Annotated in this window: 21 protein-coding genes and 1 tRNA gene; 15 read left to right on the plus strand and 7 right to left on the minus strand. The window is 50.8% G+C overall.

What is annotated here, in order from left to right; all coding sequences use genetic code 11:
• Window positions 1-104 precede the first annotated feature (104 nt).
• A complete protein-coding gene (locus FD07_RS05425) occupies window positions 105-620 on the minus strand; it encodes a phage head morphogenesis protein (RefSeq protein WP_020089227.1) in 516 nt (171 codons plus the stop codon).
• 226 nt (window positions 621-846) lie between these two features.
• Here FD07_RS05425 and FD07_RS05430 point away from each other — a divergent pair, with 226 nt between their 5' ends.
• Window positions 847-3,348: an ATP-binding cassette domain-containing protein gene (locus FD07_RS05430; RefSeq protein WP_020089228.1), complete on the plus strand. Its 2,502-nt coding sequence runs from the start codon at window positions 847-849 to the stop codon at window positions 3,346-3,348.
• 60 nt (window positions 3,349-3,408) lie between these two features.
• On the opposite strand, the gene FD07_RS05435 is transcribed toward FD07_RS05430, so the two are convergent.
• Window positions 3,409-3,648: a hypothetical protein gene (locus FD07_RS05435; RefSeq protein WP_020089229.1), complete on the minus strand. Its 240-nt coding sequence runs from the start codon at window positions 3,646-3,648 to the stop codon at window positions 3,409-3,411.
• Window positions 3,649-3,717: 69 nt separating this feature from the next.
• A complete protein-coding gene (locus FD07_RS05440) occupies window positions 3,718-5,127 on the minus strand; it encodes a C69 family dipeptidase (RefSeq protein WP_020089230.1) in 1,410 nt (469 codons plus the stop codon).
• A 214-nt stretch (window positions 5,128-5,341) separates the two neighbouring features.
• On the opposite strand from FD07_RS05440, the gene FD07_RS05445 reads away from it, so the two are divergent.
• The 4 genes from FD07_RS05445 (at window position 5,342) to FD07_RS05460 (ending at window position 10,175) form a co-directional block, all read left to right on the plus strand.
• Window positions 5,342-6,043, plus strand: a complete 702-nt coding sequence (locus tag FD07_RS05445; RefSeq protein WP_020089231.1) for a Crp/Fnr family transcriptional regulator — start codon at window positions 5,342-5,344, stop codon at window positions 6,041-6,043.
• 147 nt (window positions 6,044-6,190) lie between these two features.
• Window positions 6,191-8,074: an asparagine synthase (glutamine-hydrolyzing) gene (gene asnB, locus FD07_RS05450; RefSeq protein WP_020089232.1), complete on the plus strand. Its 1,884-nt coding sequence runs from the start codon at window positions 6,191-6,193 to the stop codon at window positions 8,072-8,074.
• 131 nt (window positions 8,075-8,205) lie between these two features.
• A complete protein-coding gene (locus FD07_RS05455) occupies window positions 8,206-9,459 on the plus strand; it encodes a carboxylate--amine ligase (protein ID WP_020089233.1) in 1,254 nt (417 codons plus the stop codon).
• A gap of 5 nt (window positions 9,460-9,464) precedes the next feature.
• Window positions 9,465-10,175 (plus strand): aspartate/glutamate racemase family protein, encoded by a 711-nt coding sequence (locus tag FD07_RS05460; protein WP_020089234.1) that lies wholly within the window; start codon window positions 9,465-9,467, stop codon window positions 10,173-10,175.
• 63 nt (window positions 10,176-10,238) lie between these two features.
• On the opposite strand, the gene FD07_RS05465 is transcribed toward FD07_RS05460, so the two are convergent.
• From FD07_RS05465 to FD07_RS05475, 3 genes are all read right to left on the minus strand, one after another.
• Window positions 10,239-10,580: a DUF1516 family protein gene (locus FD07_RS05465; RefSeq protein WP_020089235.1), complete on the minus strand. Its 342-nt coding sequence runs from the start codon at window positions 10,578-10,580 to the stop codon at window positions 10,239-10,241.
• Window positions 10,581-10,642: 62 nt separating this feature from the next.
• Window positions 10,643-11,173, minus strand: coding sequence for a dihydrofolate reductase family protein (locus FD07_RS05470; protein ID WP_020089236.1), 531 nt, complete (start codon window positions 11,171-11,173; stop codon window positions 10,643-10,645).
• A 67-nt stretch (window positions 11,174-11,240) separates the two neighbouring features.
• Window positions 11,241-12,488 (minus strand): peptidoglycan recognition protein family protein, encoded by a 1,248-nt coding sequence (locus tag FD07_RS05475; protein ID WP_020089237.1) that lies wholly within the window; start codon window positions 12,486-12,488, stop codon window positions 11,241-11,243.
• Window positions 12,489-12,828: 340 nt separating this feature from the next.
• On the opposite strand from FD07_RS05475, the gene FD07_RS05480 reads away from it, so the two are divergent.
• The 3 genes from FD07_RS05480 to argS all read left to right on the plus strand — a co-directional run bounded on the left by FD07_RS05480 (window position 12,829) and on the right by argS (window position 15,224).
• Window positions 12,829-13,071 (plus strand): DUF2187 domain-containing protein, encoded by a 243-nt coding sequence (locus FD07_RS05480; protein ID WP_020089238.1) that lies wholly within the window; start codon window positions 12,829-12,831, stop codon window positions 13,069-13,071.
• A 78-nt stretch (window positions 13,072-13,149) separates the two neighbouring features.
• Window positions 13,150-13,220: transfer RNA gene (locus FD07_RS05485), tRNA-Gly, on the plus strand.
• Window positions 13,221-13,532: 312 nt separating this feature from the next.
• The gene (gene argS, locus FD07_RS05490) at window positions 13,533-15,224 is read left to right on the plus strand and encodes an arginine--tRNA ligase (protein WP_020089239.1); all 1,692 of its coding nucleotides are present in this window, start codon (window positions 13,533-13,535) and stop codon (window positions 15,222-15,224) included.
• A gap of 94 nt (window positions 15,225-15,318) precedes the next feature.
• Here argS and FD07_RS05495 read toward each other — a convergent pair whose 3' ends face one another.
• Window positions 15,319-15,798, minus strand: a complete 480-nt coding sequence (locus FD07_RS05495; RefSeq protein WP_020089240.1) for a MerR family transcriptional regulator — start codon at window positions 15,796-15,798, stop codon at window positions 15,319-15,321.
• A gap of 106 nt (window positions 15,799-15,904) precedes the next feature.
• Between FD07_RS05495 and FD07_RS05500 the strand changes: the two genes are divergently transcribed.
• From FD07_RS05500 to FD07_RS05530, 7 genes are all read left to right on the plus strand, one after another.
• Window positions 15,905-16,642, plus strand: coding sequence for an SDR family oxidoreductase (locus tag FD07_RS05500; protein WP_020089241.1), 738 nt, complete (start codon window positions 15,905-15,907; stop codon window positions 16,640-16,642).
• Between the two features lie 472 nt (window positions 16,643-17,114).
• Window positions 17,115-17,582 (plus strand): arginine repressor, encoded by a 468-nt coding sequence (locus tag FD07_RS05505; protein ID WP_020089242.1) that lies wholly within the window; start codon window positions 17,115-17,117, stop codon window positions 17,580-17,582.
• A 364-nt stretch (window positions 17,583-17,946) separates the two neighbouring features.
• Window positions 17,947-20,046: a PBP1A family penicillin-binding protein gene (locus FD07_RS05510; RefSeq protein ID WP_020089243.1), complete on the plus strand. Its 2,100-nt coding sequence runs from the start codon at window positions 17,947-17,949 to the stop codon at window positions 20,044-20,046.
• 89 nt (window positions 20,047-20,135) lie between these two features.
• Complete coding sequence (locus tag FD07_RS05515; RefSeq protein ID WP_020089244.1) at window positions 20,136-20,477, plus strand: YlbF family regulator; 342 nt, start codon at window positions 20,136-20,138, stop codon at window positions 20,475-20,477.
• Between the two features lie 550 nt (window positions 20,478-21,027).
• Window positions 21,028-22,242, plus strand: a complete 1,215-nt coding sequence (locus tag FD07_RS05520; protein WP_020089245.1) for a metallophosphoesterase family protein — start codon at window positions 21,028-21,030, stop codon at window positions 22,240-22,242.
• Window positions 22,232-24,859 (plus strand): ATP-binding protein, encoded by a 2,628-nt coding sequence (locus FD07_RS05525; RefSeq protein WP_020089246.1) that lies wholly within the window; start codon window positions 22,232-22,234, stop codon window positions 24,857-24,859. Before FD07_RS05520 ends, FD07_RS05525 begins: the two co-directional genes overlap by 11 nt.
• A gap of 11 nt (window positions 24,860-24,870) precedes the next feature.
• Window positions 24,871-25,845, plus strand: coding sequence for a 3'-5' exoribonuclease YhaM family protein (locus tag FD07_RS05530; protein WP_020089247.1), 975 nt, complete (start codon window positions 24,871-24,873; stop codon window positions 25,843-25,845).
• Window positions 25,846-26,026 lie beyond the last annotated feature (181 nt).

Here is a 26,026-nt window from a genome sequence, read left to right on the forward strand (position 1 = left end):
TCCAGTATACCGATTTGCTGGGAGGGGGACAATTGCTTTTGAAGATTTTATTTTTGCGGATTTGCCGCGAATTGGCCGGTTAGGTTCGATTTCTGCTTGGAAAATCATTTTTGAAAAACGTCCTTGCCATATTCCTTGATCATGGCCTTCCGCCAGTTGCTGTACGTCAGGTAGGGGCCCATTCCTAATTCGCCGGTCTTTGGATCAAGGTACTGTCGATTCGTAGTCGTGGGGAGATCACCCGTACAGGGCGTGGCGATGCAACGACAGCCTTTGTGAAAGGGCGGGTAGTTGATGCCTGGTCTGGCTTCGTCCGTCCGATAGACGCGGCCATCCTGAGCGCCACAGTCCGGACAAGTCTCCTGATCGAGAACGCAGGTAATCTGGTAGTAATCGGTATAAGGCGTCCCGACCGGCTGTTGGGCTTGCGTAACTTGCGGCCGGTTAAGCCCAACTGAGCGCCCAATCTGTGGAAATAACCAGTAGATGATAGCCAAGACCAGTGCGATCACCGTTGACCACGTGATGGCGTATCCTAGTGTATAGAAGATGATGCCAAGAACGACATCCAGAATTAGAAAGACGATAACGCTAATTGAAATACCGCTTCTTTTTTTCACGGGATTGCCTCCATAAGTAGATTTTGAAAGCCCTATCACTGTATTATACACGAGACGCTCGCCAATGTGCGAAACAGTTCGCTGGCACGACGATTATCGCGGGCAGTTACCCGAACTGACGACTACTTCGAGGTTAAAACGATAGTTAAGCCGTAACCCTGAATTTCCAGAGTAAGTAGGGTAGAATGAAAACATTGACTAATTTCGAAAGGGGTCCCTCGTTTTTATGACGAATCAGTTACCGACTAAGATCAAAGTTCGTGGTGCAAAGGTCAATAATCTCAAGAATTTGGATGTTGATATTCCGTTGAATAAGTTTGTGGCAATTACTGGCCGCAGTGGTTCCGGCAAGTCGTCCTTGGCCATGGGGGTGCTCTATGCCGAGGGGGCCCGGCGCTACCTCAATGCGCTTTCAACGTTTACGCGGCGGCGCATCAATCAGATGGGCAAGGCAGCGGTTGAATCCGTTGAGTATCTGCCTTCCGCGTTGGCACTCCGTCAGCGGCCACAGGTTCCTGGTGTGCGCTCGACCGTGGGGACAATGTCGGAAAGCCTCAATATCTTGCGGCTAGTCTTTTCACGGCTGGGGTCACCCGTCTGTCCGAATGGGCATCAGGTGCCACCAACGCTAGCAGTGGCCGAAAATGATGGCTACGTGACCTGCCCAACCTGTGGTGTGACTTTTCGTGCGCCCGGAGCTGAAGACTTCGCGTTTAACTCCGACGGTGCTTGCCCGACCTGCGGCGGTTTAGGCGAGGTGCGGCAATTGGATTCATCGCTGTTGATTGCCAATGAAGACCAGACGATTGAAGAGGGTGCGGTTGCATCCTGGCATTTGCCCGGACGTAATTTTATGCCAATCGTCGCCAACGCTATCGGTATTCCTATCGACGTGCCATACAAGGATCTGAGTGCGGCCGATAAGCAGCGTGTCTTGCACGGTCCTAAGCAGAACGTGGCGATTAACATTCCTAGTAGTAAGGGCAAGATCTTCCATATGGACAATGCGGTCTACGAGAATGCCTTTGCGGCGGTTGAGGATAGCTTAGCCACGACCAAGAATGAACGAACAATTGCGAAACTTAATAAATTTTACACGTTTGACACCTGCCCAACTTGCCACGGTACGCGGTTGAATCCGAAGCTGCTAAAACAATTACTGAATGGTAAGAATCTGGCGGAGGTCAGTGATTTGCCAGTTAAACAGCTACGTGAGTTTGCCGGCACCATTGTTGACTGGCTTCCCGCTAAAATGCATAAGCTGGGAACGGACCTCGTCGATGAACTCGTGCGTAGCCTGCAGCCGATGGTCGACTTGGGCTTAGATTACCTGACACTGAGTCGCCCCGGTGCGACGCTGTCCACTGGTGAGCTCCAACGAATCCAGTTGGGCCGGACCCTGCGGAGCGCAACGACTGGCGTCCTGTACGTGCTAGATGAACCCTCAGTGGGCTTACATCCGGCTAACGTGACTGGACTAATCAAGGCCTTTAGAGGATTGGTTGCACAAGGCAATTCTGTGGTGGTCGTGGATCACGACACCCGGATTATTGGTGCGGCGGATTACGTGATTGAAATCGGTCCTGGTGCCGGGAAAAATGGTGGCACAGTGGTCGATCAGGGGACGGTCGCCGAGGTGGCGCGGAGTCCACATTCACTGATTGCACCATTCTTGAACGGGACGACGCAACTGCGTGAGCGGCCGATGCTGAGTGATCAAGCACTCTGGCAAAAGGGACAGCTCAGTCTGGAAGTGCAGCACCGGTTTAACATCGATGACGTGGCGGTGAAGTTTCCGAAGAATCGGCTAACGACGGTCACGGGGATGAGTGGTGCTGGCAAGACGACGATGATTCTCGACAGCTTGATTCCGGCGATTGAAGCCGAAGTGGCCCATCGGCCGTTACCTAAGCACGTCACCCAACTGGACCGCGCGGGTATTCGTCACGTGATCAAGGTTGACTCGGTTCCCGTGGGAAAGAATGTGCGCTCAACGGTAGCAACCTATACGGATATCTTGAATCGCTTACGGAAGCTGTTCGCAGCAACACCAACAGCGCAGGAACGTGGCTATACTAATAGTCGCTTCTCGTATAACGTTAAGGCTGGGGCTTGTCCCACGTGTAACGGGACCGGTCAGATTTCTCTAGATGTTCAGTATCTGCCGGATATTACGGAAGTCTGCCCGCAGTGTCACGGTCAGCGCTACAACCAAGAAACGTTGGCCGTGAAATGGCAAGGGTACAGTATCGCCGATGTTTTGGCCTTGTCCGTTGATGAAGCCCTACCCGTTTTTGCCGAAGAAGCGGGTATCGAACAGACCTTACAGACGCTTCACGACATGGGATTAGGTTACCTGTTACTCGGTGAAAGTACGCCGGCGCTCTCCGGTGGGGAGGCCCAACGTCTGAAGCTGGTGTCTCGCATCGGTAAGCGGCAGAACGGCACGTTGTTTATCTTTGATGAACCCACGGTCGGGTTGCATCCCCTGGACATTCAGCAGTTGGTCAAGGTCTTCGATCAGCTTCTGCAGCAGGGGGCCACGGTCATTGCCATCGAGCATGACTTGGATCTGATTGCCAACGCGGACTATGTGATCGATATGGGTCCCGGTGGCGGGATTGCTGGGGGACAACTGGTCGCAACCGGTACACCGGCCGCGGTCAGTGAGAACCCGGCGAGTGTGACGGGACGGTATTTGAAGGCCCAGTTAGACCTATTCGCCTAAAATTTAAGACAAAAAAGGGCGCCGACGAACCAATCTTCGTCGACGCTCGTTTCATCTAGATTAAAGTTTCTTGGAAATTTGGTAACGCTCGCTGGCCGCGTGGCCGGTCTGGCCATTTCCCAGTTGTGATTCTGCTAGGAAGATATCAAAGGAAGGCTCACCTTTTTCGCTCTTCACTACCAAAACGTGACCGGCATCGGTGTGCCGTTCTTGATAGATCTGCGCCGATTGGACGGCTTCGTGATAATCGTGAAAGTTACCAATTGAATCGCCAGGATTAAAGAGTACAACTTCATCCATTATAATCATTCCTTTCAGGGCTAGCTGCTAATTTCATTATACCGCACTTGTCCTGAAAACGGTATCAATTCACAAATTCTGGTCCATGGTAAATGACAGCTGTGACTGTTCAGCGTTGGCACAGAGCAATTTGCCGGCTTGATTTTCAATTTCTGTCGCAAAAAGTTGTGCGGTAGCCGCGTTGAAATGGCCTAAGCTGGTGTCATCGTTCGCTGTCAGCGCATCGCCAGCGGTCACACGCTGAATCCCCAATGATTGGGTGTGCTTCAGGAAATCCGCAATGAGCTGGCGATTCTCGTGATAGTGCGCTTCACTCAGATCCTCTAGCAGTTTGCCAGCCCAATAGGGGTTTTGTGGCGAGAACTGCTGATTGGCGGCCGCATACGCCGTGCCGAGCTGGTCGCCGTTGGCGTAGAAGGGGACGTAGGGATTGAAGGCGGGGTTGCCAAAACATTGCCAGATAAGACCGGCTAACTGAGGAATCACGTGACGTCTGATCTGCAGGATGTGGGAATTTTCCGTGCGTGAAAGGCCAATGGCACGGTAGAGGTGGCGTTCGGTTTCGGTGCCATCGCCAAATGGATCGTAGGGCGTTTCCTGGTAGTGTGAACCGAGTAACTCCGCAACGTCCGGCACGCTGATCTTGCGTTCCGCATGACGAATGAAGGGGAGTTCCTGGTCGGTCGGATTTTCAAAGGCACTCGGCGTGAAAAGCTTGTGTCCGTACCAGACTCGTGGCGTATTGTAGTGAGCGTCGAAAACGGTTTGGGTGCCGAAGATGTGGCGGGAGTTGAACCGATTACCGTCCGGGTTAAGATGATTGCGCTGAACGAAGTGCCGGATACCGGTAGAAGTCAGAAAGTCACCGGGACGGTCGAAGTCGATATCCTGAATGGCCAATTGATTGGCGACCACGGCGTACATGTCGTCGGGGATGCGCTGGGCAACCCAGTGATGACCACTGACGATTTCCATGTACCAGACCTCATCGCTGTCGCTAAAGAGAACGCCGTTGGCCTCGGCAGCGCCGTTGGTTTCAACCAGTTGGCCTAGTCGTTTGACACCAGCTTGAGCTGAGTCCACGTAAGGGAGAACGACCGTGACCATCGCGTCTTCAGCAATACCGTCGTCGACGAGTGGATCTACGCCCAGCACGCGGCTGTTAGCGTAAGCGGATTCCGTGGCGCTCATGGCGACGTTGTGACTGTTAATGCCGCTCTCAGCGTAATCACCCTCACTCGGATCACTGTCGGGCACGGCGGTGTAGTGAGCCGCGTGAACTGGAAGAGTGGTGGTGAAGTGATTGTTCTTAGAAATAAAAGTCGTGTTCGGATTGTCGGTTGCTGGGTGCACGACCGCTTGTTTCGGCCAGATGGCGACACCGTTGTCCTCGTTGCGGGCAATCAAGGGGCTACCGTCGATGGTGGCTAGCTTGCCGGCAAGAAATGAGGTGCAGGCCTGGTGGGTTTGACGAGTCATGGGGGTTCCTCCTTCAAAAAGTGCGTAAATATAAGATTCACTATAGCATATTTTGACCGAATAAGCCGTTGACCACCGTTTCTATCCAATTGTTTGCTAGAATAGACTCTGGATAGCTACCGAATTTTGAGAGTGGCGACTGATTAGGCGTCAGGATGGCAAGAGTAGTCACTTCATAGTGGCCGGAAAGCAAGATTTTAAAGGAGATGTCGTGATGGAAAGTGTCCATACGCATGAACATTCGATTGAACGAGAATTAGAGTGTGTTTCACAGGTGCCGATTTTTCAGCGGTTGTCTGCCGAACAGATGACCTCGGTGGCACAAGTGACTCGCCCGATTCATGCCGAAAAGGGCGGTGCCGTCTTTAGCACGGGCGAGGTCTCACAAACGCTGTACATTGTTAATCAGGGACAGGTTCGCTTGTATCATTTGGCCGAGGATGGCCGAGAACAGGTTTTACGGGTCCTGAATCCGGGAGACTTCGTTGGTGAAATTGCGTTGTTCACGGACGAAATCCATGCGTCCTACGCTGAAGCAACCAAAACAACCGAGCTGTGTACCATTTCGCGGGCCTCGCTGACGGCACTGATCAAGAAGTTGCCGCCACTGTCGATGGCCTTACTGGGTGCTTTGGCCGACCGGCTGAAGTCCGCCGAACGTCAAGCAACATTGTTGGCGATTCCAGATGCGTTACCTCGTTTGGCAGGATATTTACAGGAACTCACCGGCCATACGACGGGCACGGTTGACTTACCGATGAGCAAACAGGATCTGGCTGCTTATCTGGGGATGACGCCGGAATCGTTGAGCCGCAAGCTGAGACAGCTGGCAACGTCCGGAATTATTGAGACGATTGGCCGGCGGCAGGTCAAAGTAACCGATTCCATTAAACTCAGCGAATTAGCCCCATCATAGGCCATTTTCAGCGAACCGTTTAAGAATCCTTAATAATATGGTATTCCCGAAATAAATTTGCTAAAATGATGGGTGTTGTGTTTCATTTAAATCTTAATGAACGACCAAATTAGACTTAATAATAAACAGGAAAAAGGGGATACGCACATGTGTGGATTCGTTGGCTACGTGAACCAAAAGGATGTTCCGGCTACCACGATTAATGATATGGCAGACCGCATCAAGCACCGGGGGCCAGATGACGAGGCTTACTTCAGTGATGACCAAGCTGTCATGGGTTTCCGTCGCTTGTCGATCATTGACTTGGCTCACGGTAAGCAACCAATGTACAACCGGGACCAGACGAAGGTCTTAACTTTTAATGGTGAAATTTATAACTATAAAGAAATTCGAGCTGACTTACAAAAGCTCGGCTACGAATTCCAAACGGACGTGGACTCTGAAGTTTTGATCCACGGTTATGATGCTTGGGGTCCTAAGTTATTGGACCGGCTTCGGGGAATGTACGCCTTTGCCATTTACGACAAGACGAAGAACGAAGTCTTTGGTGCCCGGGATCATTTCGGTATCAAGCCAATGTACTACTATGACGATGGTAAGACGTTCCTGTGGGCCTCTGAAATCAAAGCGTTCCTCGAACATCCAAACTTCAAAAAGGAATTCAACGAAACCTTATTGCCAATCCACTTGAGCTTTGAATTTATCCCATCACGGGACACCATGTTCAAGAACGTCTACAAGGTTTTACCTGGACAATACTTCATTCACCACGCAAACGGCGAAACGGAAACGCACCGTTACTTCAAGTTCAACTACGATCACATCGACAACAGCCAAACGGTTGAAGAGGATGCCAAGAAGATTCGCGGTATCGTTGACGAATCTGTAAAGACCCACATGATCGCCGATGTTGAAGTTGGGAGCTTCTTATCCAGTGGGATCGATTCTTCCTACGTGTTGAACGAAGCTTCTAAGCTTAAGCCAATTCAATCCTTCTCCTTAGGGTTCAAGAACTCTAAGTACAGTGAACTGAGTTGGTCCACTGAGTTTGCCAAGGAAATCAAGCAGAAGAACACGCCACTCTACATGACCGGGGAGGATTACTTCGATATCCTGCCAACTATCATGTACTACATGGATGAACCATTGTCTAACCCTTCAGCGATGCAGTTGTACTACCTGTCTAAAGGGACGCGTGAATCCGTGAAGGTTGCCCTGTCTGGTGAAGGGGCCGATGAATTCTTCGGGGGCTACAACACGTATCTCGAAGCGATTCCATTCGAACGTTACCAGAAGTGGGTGCCAAAGGGGATTCGGAAGATGCTGGGTGGCATCGCCGAAAAGTTTCCTCGCTTCCATGGGCGGCGGTTCCTGGTGCGTGGTGCGCAGCCATTGAGCGAACGCTACTACCGGGTCAACTACGTCTTTGACTACCATGATCGGAATAAGATTTTGAAGAATCCTAAGCTCAACCAAGATGCTGGTGCTTACACTAAGCACTTGTTTGATGACGTTAAGGGCTTGGATGAAATGACGCAAATGCAATACTTTGACATCAACACTTGGTTGCCTTATGACATCTTACACAAGGCTGACCGGATGAGTATGGCGAACTCCCTGGAAGTACGGACCCCATTGGTTGATAAGGAAGTGGCGAAATTCGCCGCAACTATGCCAGTGAAGACGCGGATTCACACGGATGAGACCAAGGTTTCTCTGCGGACCGCTGCCGAGGCCGAATTGCCAGAACGGGTAGCGAAGAAGGAAAAGATGGGCTTTCCATCCCCAATCGCTACTTGGATCAAGACGGAACCTTACAAGTCACGAATTATTGAAGCCTTCAATTCTGACGTGGCTCACAAGTTCTTTGATACCGAAGCCTTAATGGATATCTTGCGTGAACACATCAACGGTAAGTCCAGCATGCAAAAGATCTTTACCATCTACACGTTCATTCTCTGGTATGAAGTTTACTTCCCAGAAGACACGACGGCTAAGACGATTGATCTGGTCCACCGGACGCAAGTTTAATAATTTACGATGGCGCCGTGCATTTACACGGCGCGTACATAACGCTCAAGGTTGCTATTGGACTCGTCCGCTAACAACCTTGCTTGCGTTTCATCAGATAAAAGTAGTTGTGAAGGGACTTTTAAATAGTTATGGAAAACAATGGCGTAAAATTCACCCCAATCTTGTTGGGGAGTGACTTCAACGTTTACGGGATGGCCCGGTCATTTTACGACCTGTACCATGAACCCGTTCAGGCCTTCGCCAGCATTCAGTTGGCCCCGACCCGCTACACCAAAGTGGTTAATTTGGAATTGATCCCCGGCTTCGATGAGGACCCCGTGTGGATTGAAACCATGCGGAAACTCAAGGAACGGTATGCCAATCATCCCGAACCCGTTATTTTAATTGGCTGTGGGGATGGTTATGCCCAACTGATCAGTAAGCACAAGGCTGAATTGGAAGATGTCTTTATCTGCCCATACATTGATTACGATAAATTGCGGCACCTAAACAACAAGGAAAACTTCTATAAGGTGTGTGACCAGTACGATTTGCCTTACCCGGCAACGCGGATCATTACCAAGGATGAAGCAACTAGTGGCGATATCGAGCAGCCTTTCGATTACCCGGTTGCCTTGAAGCCAGCTAATAGCGTGGAATGGCTCGACGTGCACTTTGAGGGTCGGAAGAAGGCTTTCCGGATTCAGAGTGAAGCCGAGTTCAAGGACATCGTGGCCAAGGCTTATGCCAATGGCTACACGTCCGATCTGATCTTGCAGGACTTCGTGCCCGGTGATGATAGCAACATGCGGGTGCTGAACGCCTACGTGGATCAGCACCACCACGTGAAGATGATGTGCTTGGGCCATCCCCTGTTGGAAGATCCCGCACCATCGGCCATCGGTAACTACGTGGCCATCATTCCGGAATATAACGAAACGATTTACAAAAACATCCAGACCTTCCTGGAAGCCATCGACTTTACCGGTTATGCCAACTTTGACATGAAGTATGACGTCCGTGACCACAGCTTCAAGTTGTTTGAAATCAACTTGCGGCAGGGGCGGAGCAGTTTCTTCGTGACGTTGAACGGCTACAACCTTGCGGATTGGGTCGTTAAGGACTATGTTAAGGGTGAACTGGTTGATGCACCGACTGTTTACGGAAACAAGGATGAGAGCCAACACGCCCTGTGGCTGGGAGTTCCTGTCAAGGTTTTCAAGCAGTACACGCGTGAAAATGCCGACAAGGAACGCGCCCTCAAGCTGATTGCAGCGGGCAAGTATGGCACCACGTATCGTTATGATCAGGATATGAACCTGAAGCGTTGGGCCTTAATCCAGTGGATGCAACACAACTACACGGTCAACTTTAAGAAGTACTTCGCAGAAAACAAGGGGTAATTGCCATGCAAAAATTCTTTACGATTATTGGCGGCATGGGCACCATGGCCACCGAAAGTTATTTACATCAATTGAACTTACGGACGCCGGCTCACGCCGATCAGGAGTATTTGAATTATATTTTGGTCAACCACGCCACGGTGCCGGACCGGACGGACTATATCTTGGATCACAGTCAGCCCAATCCGTTACCGAGCTTGTTAGAGGATATTCAGCAGCAGAGTCAGCTGAACCCGGCATTCTTCACGTTGCCTTGCAACACGGCGCATTATTTCTATGACGATCTGCAAGCGGCTACCGACATTCCCATCCTGCACATGCCACGCGAGACGGTTAAGGAAATCAAGCGCCGGTATCCGGATGCCAAACGTATCGGAATTACCGGGACGCGAGGAACCATTGCCGATAAGGTCTACGAGGATGAGGTGCAGGCGGCCGGGTTAACGCCCGTTCTGCCAACGGATGCCATCGAAGATGAGACGATGACGCTGATCTACCATTACATTAAAGAAAACAACGAAGTCAACGCCGACCTGTTTCATCGCATCATTCGTGAAATGATGACGGAACAGCACGCCGACGTGGTTATCTTGGGCTGCACGGAGCTTTCACTCGCTCAGGAACGGGAACCCGAGACGACTTTCCCAACGGCCGACAGCCAATCTATTTTGGTCGACCGGACGCTGGAACTGGCTTTGAAGATGCGCGAAGCATAAATTTCGACAGTCAAAAACGGACCTGCTCATAACGAGCGGGTCCGTTTTGCTTACAGGCAACTATTATCGAAAGGCTAAAGTTAGGCCCAGACCAACCGTGATCAGACCCACAACGCCCAGTACCCAGTAGATCAAGTGGGGGGTATCACGTTCCATTTTGCGGCCAAAACTGACTTCAATCAGCGCGATGGTGGCAATCCCCAAGACAAACTTGAGACTGATTAACAGGGGGGCGTGACCGAACGTTCGAATACTCAGGACAACGCCACTAATGATCATGACCAGGTAGGCCAGTCTCGCCAGTAGTAAGAATTGCGTCACGCGTTTTTCCGAGTGACGTGTTAGACCGAAGATCACCAGAATCGTCAGGATGATCCAGGTCCAAAAATGTAAGGCTAACCACATCGTAACCGCTCCCTTAAGCACTATTTACGTCCAGAGTACCATATTGGAGGGGCGAAAGTGAACTAATTTACCCGGTGATAAACGACTTCGGCTAATGGACCATATTGGTTGGTAGTCATTAGCTGATAATTTTGGGGCTGTGTGAGCTCGCCGAATAGGCGTTTGCCAGTACCCAACAGAATGGGCGCAATCTGAATATACAGGTCGTCGACGAGGTTAGCGGCTAGAAGTGGGGTGAGGACGCCGCTGCCACCGACAATCCAGACGTTACCCGACTGCTGAGCCAGCTGAGTGGCCAGAGTGACCACGTCCGTTGACGTAAAGGTGTAGCCGGGCTGGGATGGTCTAGCCTGACGAGACAGCACGTAGCTGACCATAGCGGGATTGTGAGGATTCAGTGGACTTCCTGGCGCCATGGTTTGAACCGCCTCGTAGGTGACCCGGCCCAGGATGGCGCTCGACATGGCGGCGAGGGTGTCAGCGCCCACGTCGGCGGGAATGTTCGGCAGTCCGGTCAGCCAGTCAATGTTATCATCCGTGGTCGCCAGGTAACCATCGAGAGAAATAGCACCGTAGAATTGAATTTTACCCATGTAAGGTCACTCCTTTAGTCAAAAGGGGCGCAACCCCCATGGTGTTGCGCCCCTTAATGTCTATTTGTTAGTTTAAGTTCAGGCTCGTGGACTTGGCCCAGTAAGTGTTACCAGCAACGGCAACACGGTACCAAGTTGATCCATCGCTGGACTTATAGCCCTTTTTATTGATCTTGGCAGTAGTTCCCGCCTTGAAGTCTTGCGTGTGGGCCATCGTCTTGGACAGGTAGTCTGAGTTCAGGACGTGGTTGTATAACGCATAGTTCTTGGTGGTCTTCAGGGTTGGCGTCCCGTTAGCGTCACTGTAGCTGACCTTAGGGAAGTTCAGCACCTTGTTGTAGACCCAGTACTTGTAACCGGAGTTCTTGCTGAAACGAATCCGGTACCAAGTACCACTCCAGCCGCCCTTTTTGACGCCTCGGCTATCGACGTAGACCTTGGCCCCGCGATAGTCGGAACTCAGGTTGGACCAGCCAATCTTCCGGGCGCCATTCGTGCCTTTAACGTGATTGTAGACGGTCCAGTTGGTGTAGTTGTTGGCCAACGTAGCCGTTTCGTTGTTCCCGCCGTGGTAGTACTTCACGGTCTTAGGCTTAGCTACCGTATGCTGTGTGGATTCGTCGGGAGTCTCGTCAGTGGTCGTGTTATCCGTGGTGCCACCGAGACTTGCATACTGTGACTTAACCAGGCTAACAAAGTCAGTCATGTTGTAGGTTGTGCCGAAGTACTTCCGAGCGTTAGTGGACCAGTAACCATCGGGATCGGTATGGTTCGTCCCACCCAGTTGATTAGAGACATCGTGGTGGGAAAGAACTGTCGTGTACCGCTTTGGTGTTAATCCATACTGTTTAAGAATGTAAGCCGTGTAGTAGGCCGCATTGTTTAATTCGGAGGCGAAGGCTGACTTTGAGTGAACCTCGACTTGTTCGAATTGCACGTAACGCTGGTTGGCTACCGGGCCAGCTCCCCAGCACAGGTACTTCGTGTTGGCGATGTTGATGATGTTACTGGCATCAACGAAGGTGTGCACGAAGGCGTTGTTATAGTGGCTAGTCATGTAGCTGATTTCACCAAAAATATTGGAATTAGGGTTGGCCGTTTCGTGGACGACGACCCCTTCAGGCTTGTTGTGCCGGTACTTATTTTGAGGCAAGACCGATTGGTAGGCCTTTTTGATCTTGGGGGTGCTGTAATCTTGATTACCAATGTAGGTATTGATTGCATTGGCACTAGCGGTCGTGGATGACCAGAATAATCCCAGACATCCCGCCGTGAGGGCGATTCCCCGAATCGTCCAGCGTTGCCATTTCTTCATAATAACTTCTCCTCCTACTGAGTATCTCTTATCTTAAAAAAAGATGTAACGCAACGACTCGATTATAACGTATTTTTCAAAGGTTGAATATTGAATAGCTTATGGGGTGATCTATCGGTGAAGTTCGGAGTTTCGACATGCATAGTGAGAAAAGGGCGGATAGTGTCGCTAACTGTCGGATTCTTGCGTGTTTTACATGATATTTACAATAAAAGTTCGGAATTAACTGTTTGTTTCAATGTTCTTACAATTCTGTGGCAGAAATGGCAGACGCATTTGCTTGCGGTCACGCCAGAAGTTGGCTATAATTATTATTTGCATACGAAAGGAGCGACGAACAATGGCTGATGAAACGACTGATACAACAGAGATTAAGATTGGCGATTACGTTGCGGCAAAGAAGTTTGGTCCCCTGGAACACAATTTCACGGGTGAAGTGACCAAAGTGTATGATAATTCAGTTTTAGTTGAGATCCGCGACTACGATCCAGCTGATAAAACGGCGGTCGGGGACATGAATAACCGTGCCGTTGTACGTAAGTCAGCTGCTAAGATTACGGGCAACAAAGCAGACGAAAACTAGTTTTTAACAATTTTTTGAATTTATTTGCAAAAAGATAATGACAACTCACAGATGGTATGCTATACTTTTCTGTGTTGTGCGGGTGTAGTTTAGTGGTAAAATTCAAGCTTCCCAAGCTTGTGTCGCGGGTCCGATTCCCGTCACCCGCTTTCGAATGGGGCGGCCTTTAGGGTCGTCTTTCTTATTATTCGAAAGCACCTCAGACGAATTAGTACGGTGGGTATAATTTTCAGCGAATCCGGGAGGCTGTGAGCCGGGTAATTTCACCATCGGAACGGAGCGGCTGAGTCAATTAAATTGATCATTTAAGTGGACTTTTAAGTCAATCAGAGTGGTACCGCGGGAAATCTCGTCTCTTACAAATATTTTTGTAGGGGACGTTTTTTTATCCCACCGGTGAAATGATGTAAACTAAGAGCACAACGTCATTGATGAAGTGAATTATAGGGAGGAAAATTAGCATGGATTACAAACAAACAGTTACTGCAGCCTTAGCCCAAGCCCTCGACGGCCAATTGACCGCTGACGAGATCAGCGCCAAGCTAGAACGGCCAAAGACATCTGACAAGGGGGACATGGCGTTCCCAACGTTTACGCTGGCTAAAGTTTTACACCGCGCACCCCAACAGATTGCGCAGGACTTAGCTGACAAGCTGGATACGACTGACTTTGAAAAGGTCGAGGTCGTGGGTCCTTACCTGAACTTCTTCTTTGACAAGGGCGCTTACAGTGAAGCTACCCTGGACACGGTTTTGACGGCCGGTGCCAGCTATGGGAAGAACGAAGACGGTAATGGTGGTAACGTGCCCATTGACATGTCTTCACCTAACATTGCGAAGCCAATGTCCATGGGTCATCTGCGTTCAACGGTTATCGGAAATTCGATCGCTGAAATCTTGACCAAGAACGGTTACCATCCAATCAAAGATAATCACCTGGGTGACTGGGGGACCCAATTTGGGAAGCTGATCACCGCCTACAAGTTATGGGGGAATGAAGCCGATGTGAAGGCTGATCCTATCAACAAGTTGGTTGAATATTACGTGCGTTTCCACAAGGAAGACGTCGACAAGCCTGAATTGGACGACGTTGCGCGGGAATGGTTCAAGAAGTTGGAAGATGGTGACGAAGAAGCCCACCGTCTGTGGAAGTGGTTCCGTGAAGCTTCCCTCCAAGAATTCAACGACGTTTATGACGAATTGGGCGTGAAGTTCGATACCTACAACGGTGAAGCCTTCTACAACGACAAGCTGGAAGAAGTTGTCCAGATCTTAAAGGACAAGCACTTACTGGTTGAGTCACAAGGCGCCCAAGTGGTTGATTTGAGCAAATACGACTTGAACCCAGCCTTAATCTTGAAGAGTGACGGGGCATCCCTGTACATCACCCGTGATATCGCCACGGCATTGTACCGTGACCGGACTTACGATCCAGCTAAGAACCTGTACGTGGTTGGTTCCGAACAGACTTACTACTTCAAGCAATTGAAGGCCGTTCTGAAGGAAATGGGCGTTAAATCTGCCGACAACCTGCAGCACGTGCCATTTGGCCTGATCACCGTTGACGGAAAGAAGTTATCGACCCGTTCTGGCCGGATCATCTTGTTGGCCAAGGTTCTGGAAGAATCCGTTAAGTTGGCTGGTGAACAGATCAACGAAAAGAATCCAGAATTGGCAAACAAGCAAGAAGTTGCCAAGCAAGTTGGTGTTGGGGCCATTGTCTTCGGTGATTTGAAGAACGAACGGACGAACAACATTGACTTCGTATTGGCTGACCAATTGAAGTTCGAAGGAGAAACTGGTCCATACGTCCAGTACTCCCATGCTCGTGCCGAAAGTATCTTGCGTAAGGCATCTAACGTTGACGTGCAGGCAGCTGGCAACCAAATCACGGACCCAGAGGCTTGGGATACCATCAAGACGTTGGCTGACTTCCCAGCAATGGTCAAGATGGCTTGCAAGGAACTGGAACCATCCGTCATTGCCAAGTACGCCATTCGCTTAGCGAAGACTTTCAACAAGTACTACGCGCACTCCAAGATCCTGACGGAAGACGCCGAATTACCAGCACGTTTAGCACTGGTCAAGGCCGTTTCCACGGTTCTGAAGGAATCCTTACGCCTGTTGGGTGTTCAAGCACCGGACGAAATGTAGGCTCATAATAAATTTAAAAGTTTAGAAAAGACGATCACCAACTGGGCATAGGCTGAGTTGGTGGTCGTCTTTTTGTGGTGTGGTCACTTGAAAGCTAATTCAACGTTCCTAGTTTCTCGGGACTGGCACCGTTGGCAACGAGCTGGTTGAACTCGGCGTGAACGGCTGGGTCTACTTGGTTGGTACCCGGCAGATAGTGGATGCTTTCGGTGCCGGCCTGAAGCGCCGTCTTGTAGTACCACTTCTTCCACCGCAGGAAATCTAGGGTATGTTGGAGCCGAGCCATCTTGGCTTCCAGCTTAGCCTCGTGGTCGTCTAAGAAATCGTAGCGCGCCTGTAACGTGGCATCCCCGGTCATACAGAGGTCGATGAAGTCCCCGATTTGCTTGACGGGCACACCGGCTTCCTTGAGGCAGACGATGACTTCTAGAAAATTAAAGTCGTTATCCTTGAAGCGCCGGCGCCCGGCAGCATTGCGATCGACGAAGGGTAGCAGGCCCTCCTTATCGTAATAGCGAAGGGTATAGGGGCTGATGGCGAGCTTATCCGCGACTTCCCCGATTGAGTAGCTCATCAGAAAATCTCCTTTATTTTTCAAATTGGTGTTGACTTAGAGTTAACTCTAGATTATATACTACGATTATTCAAGTTATTTCGGAAAAAATAGGAGGATTTATCTGATGTTAAATGCAAAACCATTAGTTGTCATTACCGGTGCCAGTTCAGGATTTGGCGCGGAAGATGCAAAATTATTCAATGCTGCAGGCTACCCCATGTTACTATTGGGTCGGCGTGTAGAGAAAATTAAGGCGTTGCCCCTGAACTTTGATAACGTTCTGGTGGATGCCGTTGATGTGACTGATCAAGCAGCTTTGGCCGCCGCGATTCGTCAAGCTGAAGCACAGTATGGGCCCACGGACCTGTTGATCAACAACGCCGGCGTCATGTTATTGGGAAACGTCACCCGTCAAGATCCTAAGGAATGGCAGACGATGTTAGATACCAATGTAATGGGCGTCTTGAACGGTACGCAAATCGTGTTACCAGGCATGATCGAACGCCAACACGGAACCATCATCAACATGTCGTCAATCGCTGGATTTAAGGCGTTTGCCAACCATGCTGCCTACGTTGCCAGCAAGTTTGGTGTTCACGGCCTGTCGGAAACGATTCGTCAGGAAGTGGCCAACGATAATGTGCGAATTTCCTTGGTTGCGCCGGGTGCTGGTGAGACGGAATTACTGACGCACGTGACGGACGCCAGTGCCTTGAAGGACTACGAAGCCTGGAAGGATACTATGGGTGGTTTAACGTTAGACCCGAAGTATGTGGCCCAGACGGTGAAGTTTATCTATGACATGCCACAGGAAGTTAACGTCCGTGAGATTGATTTAGCTGCAACGCGTCAGGATAGCTAGAGAGCTAGTTAATGGCGTTTGTAGCTATTATCCTTGTTAACTGCTATTTCAATTGGAAATTGATGACTGGATGATTCACTAACGTCGTGATTAAGCTTTAGCATAGCCGAAGGTGGTCAGAGATGGCGCCAGCCGTGAAAACGGTGTTAGGCCGGGCGATTGTTTCTTCCCGGTCTTACACCGCGGGACGCGTTTGGAAACTCGCATGAACTTGGCGAGGTTTCAAACCGAGCCGGAAGCCAGGTTTTCAGGCTGCAGGCGGTCCCCACAGCAGGTGTAATCCCTGGCAGCCGCAAGCGGTAATTTTTAACCAGTGCAGTTCGTTAAGAAGTTTCCCGTTCCTGAGGAAGCTTCTTTTTGCGTTGAAAACGAATATTTGGTACACTTGCTTTATAAATATGCAGAGACGTGTGGCTAAATTCCGCATCCTTTGTTATACTTAATGCAATTTTATGCGGGAAGGGTGGTCGCAATGAAGAAAAGTATGCGTCAATCACGTATCGAGCAGCTGATCAATCAATATCCGATCGGTACGCAGGAAGAGTTAATGGAACACCTCGAGGAGGTTGGCATTCAAGCTACGCAGGCCACCATCTCGCGGGATATTCGGGAAATGCAGATTGTTAAGGCCCAGGATGGTCATGGCCACTTGCGCTACACAATTTTCAAGGCAGGTAATCGTAGCGAGGAAGAACGGCTACGGGAGACCATCAACGAGGTCGTTACGGGCCTGACCCGGGTTGAATTCGTCAATATTTTGAAAACGCTGCCGAGCAACGGGAACCTTTTAGCAGCGATCTTTGACGACTTGAATTTACCAGAGGTGGCCGGAACACTAGCGGGACATGATACCATCTTCATTATCAGTCCTAGCGCCGAAGTGGCGGTCAAGCTCCACGACATGATCGCAGACGAAATGAATCCGGACATCGTCCATTAAACTTACCAGATAATTTGAGAAGGCGTAAAGCGAATAGCCGTTCGCTTTACGCCTTTTTGCCGATTCGGTAAACTTAGTGATCGGAACTGGTGTAGGTCCTGTAGCAACCCAAAGTTAAGCTATTTTAAAGGTTCGTAAAGTTTTCGGGAAACGCCGGGCGGGGCAATGGACTATGCTAAAATAGTGATATTACACGCGGCAGGTTTATTTAGAATCATGTGTGAGCCGTGAGTACGCGTTTGTCGCAAGGCAACACGACTAGCTAACGGATACGCAAGCCAGTGCCGACCGTCCGAACTGATAGTTTGGCGGGGTTAGCCTAACCTGAGTATTCAATTCTAATTGAGATAAGAAGAGGCTATTTATGAATAACCAACAACCTAATCAGAACTTTTGGTCAGGCTTCAAGGCCCGCTTCAAGTACATCTGGCATCGATTCCAATTAACCCGGTGGTTGATCGTCATTGTGATGAGTGGGTTCTTGGTGTTAAGTGGTTACCTGACGTTCATGGCTAAGACAGCCAACGTCGGTGACCTGAAGGCTGCACTGGAGAATCCAACGCAGATCTATGACCGCAGTAATCAAAAAGCCGGGACGCTGTATTCCCAGAAGGGGACCTACGTGCCATTAAAGAGTATCTCGCCGAGCGTCCAGAGCGCCGTCATCTCGACGGAAGATCGAAACTTTTATCATGAGTATGGGTTTTCCTTCAAGGGATATGCGCGGGCTCTACTTTTGTATGCCAAGAATAAGATACTTCGACACAACTACATCAGTGGTGGGGGAAGTACCTTGACCCAACAACTGGCTAAGAATGCCTACCTGACGCAGGAACAGACTTTTACGCGAAAGTTTAAGGAACTCTTTTTGTCGATTGAAATTGAAAATGTTTATACCAAAAAGGATATTCTGTCGATGTATCTGAATAACGCTTACTTCGGTAACGGGGTCTGGGGCGTTCAGGACGCGGCCGAACGGTATTTTGGCACCTCAGCCGAACAGCTGTCTGTGCCCGAGTCTGCTGTCCTGGCGGGGATGTTGACCTCACCGAGTGCGTATAATCCCATTGACCATCCGCAGGCATCACGCGCCCGGCGAAACGTCGTGCTGGGACTGATGGCGGAGACTGGGGCGATTACCTCGGACCAGGCTAAGCAGTATCAAGCCACCGCGCTAACCACTAGTGATAGTTATTCCTATAAGAATACCTATAAGTACCCGTACTTCTTCGATGCCGTGATCAACGAAGCCGTCAGCAAGTATGGCCTGACCGAATCGGAGATCATGAACAAGGGGTACAAGATCTACACGACGCTGGATCAGTCTAATCAGCGGCAGATGCAGACCTTGTTCAAGAACACTAGCTACTTCCCAGCCAATGCGAGTGATGGTACCAAGGTCCAAGCAGCCAGCATCGCCATTGATCCGGATACTGGTGGTGTTGAAGCGGTCGTCGGGGGTCGGGGTAAACACGTCTTCCGGGGGTACAACCGGGCAACGCAGATGCAGCGGCAACCGGGATCGACCATCAAGCCACTGGCCGTTTATACGCCAGCCTTGGAGAACGGGTATTACTATGACTCAGAATTGACCAACAAGAAGAAATCGTATGGGTCTAACAAGTACACGCCAGAAAATTATGGTAACCAGTATACCGGAAAGATGCCAATGTACCAGGCACTTGCGCAGAGTGCCAACGCACCGGCCGTGTGGTTACTGAATAAGATCGGTGTGGACAAGGGATATGAGTCTGTGAAGAAGTTTGGCCTACCCGTGACGAAGTCCGATAAGAATTTGGCGTTAGCGCTGGGTGGCTTGAAGACTGGGGTATCGCCACAACAGTTGGCGCAGGCCTACACGGCATTTGCCAACAACGGGACCATGACCTCGGCACATTACATCCGCAAAATCGTGGATGCTTCGGGGAACGTGGTCGTCAGCACGGATGACAGTCAAGCTAAGCGTTCTAAGGTGATGTCGCAGAAGACCGCTAAGCAGATGACTAGTATGATGATGGGTGTCTTCAACTACGGGACTGGGACCAGTGCCAAGCCTTACGGGTACACGATTGCCGGGAAGACCGGGAGTACCGAAGCCGATGGGGATGCCGATGCGACCCGTGATAAATGGATCGTTGGTTACACGCCTGACGTGGTCGTCACGACCTGGGAAGGGTTTGATAGTACCAGCAGTAAGCATCACTTGGAGAACGTCAGTGGTACCGGCGAAGGCCCACTGTTCCAGGCAGAAATGCAAGGCATCCTGCCCAACACTAAGGGGACGTCGTTTACTACCAAGGATGCATCGACTCTGGCTAGAGCTCAGAATTCCGGAACGACTTCCGCGTCTAGTGACATCTGGGATCAGGTTCAAAGCGGAATCGATAACGCTGGTAAGTCATTTAACAACGCTGCCGATACGGTTAAAGCTTGGTGGGAAAAGGCGAAATCCTACGTGGAATAGCCGATTCTCGCTGGGGTTGCATCGGAAAGCATGGTACAATAGTTGGTGATTAACTTATCCGGGCGAAGGCCCATCAAGGAGGAACACTAATGGCAGACATGCACGCACTGGGCGAACAAGTAGCCCAAACCTTGCAAGAAACGCAAGAATTCAAGGATCTTCAAGCAGCTTTCGACACGATGAAGGCTGACGATGAAACGTACAAGTTGTTTAAAGAATTTGAACAAATTCAAATGGACTTACAACAAAAACAAATGACGGGTCAACAACCTACGGACGAAGACATGAAGCACGTCCAAGAAGTTGCCGGTCGCGTTTCCGAAAAGGATGCCATCAAGGCCTTGATGGATAAGGAACGGGGCGTTAACGACCTGTTGACTGATTTAAACAAGATGATTACCGAACCCATCCAAGCTATCTACAAGGGCTAGGCAAAAAGAATCGTCGGCGCAACCATTCCGTTGGGAAGGTCGGCGCCGACGATTTTTTTACCCGACCATGTTTTGGAACGGGTTCAGAGGAGATTGGAATTTATTGTTGGTTGTGCCTATCGTTTTTGGTTGAAGTTTGTGCGGGTGAAACCTCGTGAAGCTCACAAAGGCTTTAAGTCCAACACCATAGATAATGCTGGGTGGCAATTGCGTTCGATCAGAGATTAATGAGCTGACTGTGTGAAACTAAATTCGCATGGTGATTGTGCAAGTAATGATTGGAGACCACAATATAAGCCGTGAGGGGGGCGCAAATAGACTCAGCCGTGGGAATTCTCTTAGCAGCTGGTTTTGCTGCTTAGAGAATTGGTGCTTTGAAACTCGGTCCACAGAGGTTCAAAGCAAGTTCAGAGACCGCTCTTTGGCTCTGGACGTCCGCCCCAGCGTTCCAGTCTATTTGCGCCCCCCGGTAAGGCGCGGCAAAAATCAATGGATGTTTCTTCCAATCTAGACTTAACCCAAAGGAAATAAGGAAAGGCAGGCCCGAACCATGAAATTCATTCATGCGGCTGATTTACATTTAGATAGCCCGTTTTTGGGGCTGCAACATTTACCCAACGCCCTGTTGGCGCAAGTGCGGGCATCAACTTTTACTGCGGCAACTAAGGTTTTTGACAAGGCGATTGCCGAACACGTGGACTTTGTGCTACTTGCTGGAGATCTCTTTGATCGGGCGGAACAGAGCGTGGCCGCGCAGGCCTATTTATTCGAGCAGTTTGGCCGACTCAATGATGCGGGAATTCCAGCGTTGATCAGCTTTGGGAATCACGATTATCTCGCCGATCAGCATCAGACGGTGGCGTATCCGGCCAATGTGACCGTGTTTGGTCCGGAAGTCGGCACACAAATGCTGACGTTAGCTTCTGGAGAGACCGTGGCGATCAGTGGTTTCAGTTATCCGCAACGCTGGGTGCCGGAGGATCAAGTCATTCAATTTCCCACGCACGCGGCGACAGACTGGCACATTGGCATGCTCCACGGCGCTGTCAGTACGGGGAGTGGCGACCACTACGCGCCGTTTACGGTGGCCGAGTTATTGGCAAAACACTACGATTACTGGGCGCTGGGCCATATTCATCATCGACAGGCATTGAATGACCAGCCACCAATCCTGTACGCGGGAAATACGCAGGGGCGGGCGATCACCGAGACGGGCACCAAGGGCGCTTATTTGGTGACCAGCCGGACTGGCCAACTGGTCCCAGAATTCTTTGAAACGTCGACAATCAACTGGGAAATGGCTAACTTGTCTGGCGGCGATTCCCTCCAGGCCTTGAGTCAGCAGCTAGCGGACTGGTTAACGGCGCATCCCGCGGACCGCACGACACTCACGGCCGTCACGGTCCAATTGACGCAGCCACTGACCGGTGAGGATGCCGCGCAACTTCAGAGTGGGGATTGGTTAGCGCTGTGGCAACGAACGCAGCAGCGGGTGATGCGAGCAGCTCAGCGCTACGTGGTTACGGTTAATGTGGCGACCCAGATGGCTAGTGTTGCGGCGCCCCAACTGGACCAGCATTATTGGGAACAGGGAGCAGCTGGCGTCTTTACGCCGGAAAACTTACAACAGCTATTTGGCAAGCTCAATCAGGATCCCGCATTGGCAGAGTGGTTCACGCAGCCACAGACAACGAAGGCTGTGGAAGCTCTGGCGCGGCAGCAATTAGCAGAATTAATGGGAGAGGAGGGGAACCATGAGGCTTAACCAGTTGACGATTTATGGTTTTGGTAAATTTCATGATCGGACTTTTCCGCTGAATGCAGGCTTAAACGTTCTGTTGGGGCCAAATGAGGCGGGAAAGTCCACGCTGACGCAGTTTATCAGCGCCATCCTCTTTGGTTTTCCCACGAAGAAGCATCCGGAACTCCGCTATGAACCCCTTGATGGCAGTCGGTTTGGCGGTGAGATTGCTTTCACTCAGGACGGAACGGATTACCTGGTCAGCCGGGTCGATGGTCCCCGTGGGGGTAAGGTGACATTGCGCAACGTGACGCTTGATTTGGCCCTGCCAGCTACCACACTCACTCACTTGTTGGCGCCGGTCGATGCTCAGCTCTTTAGCAACGTTTACGCAATCAATGAGCCCCGTTTGGGAACCGTCTTTGCGGCGTCTAAACAGGCACTGATCGATCGGTTACGTCACGTGGGGGCTGTCGGCAGTGACTTCTGGTTGGCCCAGGCGCATCAACTGGATGATGCGGCGGATGAGTTGTATAAGCCGCAGGGCCGCAAGCCCCGCCTGAATCAGCAACTTCAGGAGTATCAAGATTTGACGGAAAAATTAAATCGGGCGAATGCCAGTTATGCGACCTATTGGGAGCTTTTACAAACGCAACAGCAACAGCGTTCGCAGCAGAAAGACATACAACGACAACTTGCGGTGCAACGGCAGGTAGCTAACCAATACGATCAGCAGTTGTCACTGTGGTCGACATATCAGCAGTGGCTAGACTTGGATGATACGGCTGTGCCAGTCGTCAGTGGTTTTCAGCAGAACGATGCCACGACTCTGGAACGATTGACCAATCAGGTAAATGCCACGGCGGCGACTCTTCAAGGAGACCAGGAACAACTGGCGAGCTTGCAAGACCAGGCCCAATTACCGCCACTCTTTCAACAATACTTATTAGTCGCGGGCCAGGTCGACCCCCTGATTGCGCAGTTTCCCGATGTAACGATTGCTGCGCGGGAGCAGGAACGTTTGCAGACCGATCAGGCAGAGCTTCAGCGGCAGGCTGGTGATATTGAACGCCAGTACGCAAAGCACGGTCAGATGCCACGGGCGTTTTCACTGGCAACCACGCAGCGGGTTCAGGAGTTAACCGCGAGTCTATCGTTGGCAAACCAGAAGCGCCGGCGGCTCCAGCAACAACTGAATCAACTTAACGAGCAGTACCGTCAGCAACAGCCAACCCGTCAGCAACGTCAGAATCCGCTGGCCGATAAGCAGGTCGGTTGGTTGGCAGCGGGATTGATCGTGCTGATTGGCGCAATGTTTCTTCCCGGCGCGCTATTTAAGCTGGGCGGTGCGTTACTTGGTGTGGCCGTGGGCTACTATGGTGTCTTCATCGTGGATAGCAGTACGCCAGCCAGCCGGCAAATGCAGACGTTAGAGGAGGATATCCGTGACGTTCAGGCGCAGCTACGAGAGGGTGGTAAAGCTATTGATCACCTGACTCAGCAGCTCGATGATATTGGGGATGCTCACGGTCTAGGCGACTTGGCACCTGCACAGTGGAACGCGGCTCAGGACGCCATCGTGATGTGGGATCGCCTCACACAACGTTTGGAGAATGTAGCCGAGCAGTTGGCAACGGTGGTAGCAACGGTCACGGACTTTCAGGCAGCCGTTCGGCGGGTACTGCCGGCGGCGACAGCGGCCGATTTTACGAAATTGGCGCGTGAGTTACAGGATTTACAGAGCACACAACAACGCTTGCGAACCCAAGAGAGCGATGTCACGGCGGTAGCTAGTCGGTTAAAACGCGACCAGAATGCGCTAGACCAAGCTCAACGAGCCGTCACGACCTTTTTACAAACGCGTAATTTACGAAGCACGGATGCCTTTTATCAGCAGTATCAGCAGGTGCGTGAACAGGGGAATCGGACGCAACAACGGGCAGCCTTGGCCGAGCAACTGGGTGCGCGTAACTTAGCGGCACTTCAACAGGTTGCTAGCCACGCGGACCTCAGTCAACGTGCGCAGTCGGCGACGACACAGGTCGCAGATTTACAGCAACAGTTAGATGCCGTAACGGAACAGCTCGCGACGATTGCTGGTCAGCTAGACCATTTGACCGCCAGCGGCACGCAGGCTGGCTTACGACAAAAGTTAGCGAACCTGGCGGCACAGATGCAGGCGACCGCGCAGCAGTGGCTGGTCGATCGCCTGGTGAGTCAGTGGATCGCGGCAACTCTAGCAGCGGCATCCGGCGACCGTTTGCCCCAAATCGTCAAAACGGCTAGCCAATTCTATGGTAAATTAACGGAAAACCGGTATACTGAAATTGAACTCACACCAACCACGCTCCGGGTCAAACGTGCGGATGGTGATTGGCGTACGGTGGGACAATTGTCGCGGGGAACGGCCGAGCAGCTCGACTTCGCCGTGAAATTGGCCTTCGCTGTGGTCATGGCGCAACAGGTGGCTATGCCGGTAGTCATCGACGACGGCTTCGTTAATTTTGATGCCGATCGGCGACGGGCAGCTTACCAGTTACTGGCAACCATCAGTGACACGATTCAAGTGATTCTATTGACCGCGGATGACGGGGTCGCAGATAAATTACCCACAGAAAATTTAATTCGATTAACTGATTAGGAGGGTCTAACATGGCGGCAACAAAACAATTAATGGACTATGCAGTGGACGAAGCGGTCGACTTATTTGTGTTATTAAAGTCAGCGGACGTCCGGATGGCTAAGAATGGGAAGCAATACATCGCTTTGATTTTTGAGGACCGATCTGGGGAGATCTCAGGTAAGTACTGGGATGCTTCCGAAGAGGATGTCAAAAACTACGTGTCGGGGCAGGTCGTGCACTTGCAAGGTAAGCGGGAGAATTACCAGACCCATCCGCAAATTAAGATTTTTCACCTGCGGTTAGCCAAGCCAGGCGAGCCAACCGATCCAGAAATGTTTATTGAACAGGCGCCAATGGACCGGGCAGCCATGGAAGACTATATTAACCAAACGATTTTTGAAATTACTCAGCCAACTTGGAATCGGTTGGTGCGCAAGCTTCTGGGGGAATATCAAGATCAATTCTTCACGTTCCCAGCGGCCAAAAGCAATCATCACGCATTCAAGGGGGGACTAGCCTTCCACACGATTTCAATTTTGAAGTTAGCCCATTCGGTAGTCAAACAGTATCCAGATTTAAACGCGCCGTTGCTCTTTGCTGGTGCAATCCTGCATGATCTGGGCAAGACGATTGAGTTGTCTGGGCCGCAGTCAACGACCTACACCTTGGCCGGTAACCTGATTGGCCACATTGTCTTGATCGATGGTGAATTGGTCCGGGCTTGTGATCCACTCAAATTGGACCCACAGGCTGAGGATGTCTTGCTGTTGCGGCACATGATTTTGAGTCACCATGGCCTACTAGAATACGGCTCCCCCGTGCGCCCAGCTCTGCGTGAAGCCGATGTGCTCCACCAACTGGACGAATTGGACGCCTCCATCATGATGTTGGATACGGTCGTGGACCACACGGAACCAGGAGAATTCTCGGAACGAGTCTTCGCTTTAGACGGCCGTCGCTTCTACCGGCCAACGACGGATGCACCGGAAAAGAAGCAGGATTAGGACGTAAGATTTAAGTCAGACATGGCTCAAAATTTTTCGATAACATCTGAATAGAATAGAAAATCACGCCAGTTAATTTTGGGCGTGGTTTTTATTTCAAGTTATGGTGTCTTTGAGTGGTTATAGTAATTGATTCAATCTGGGGGATGGGCGGAGAGGAAGTACTACTTAGACGATGAGG

The organism is Levilactobacillus parabrevis ATCC 53295, assembly GCF_001434055.1.
GTDB lineage: Bacteria > Bacillota > Bacilli > Lactobacillales > Lactobacillaceae > Levilactobacillus > Levilactobacillus parabrevis.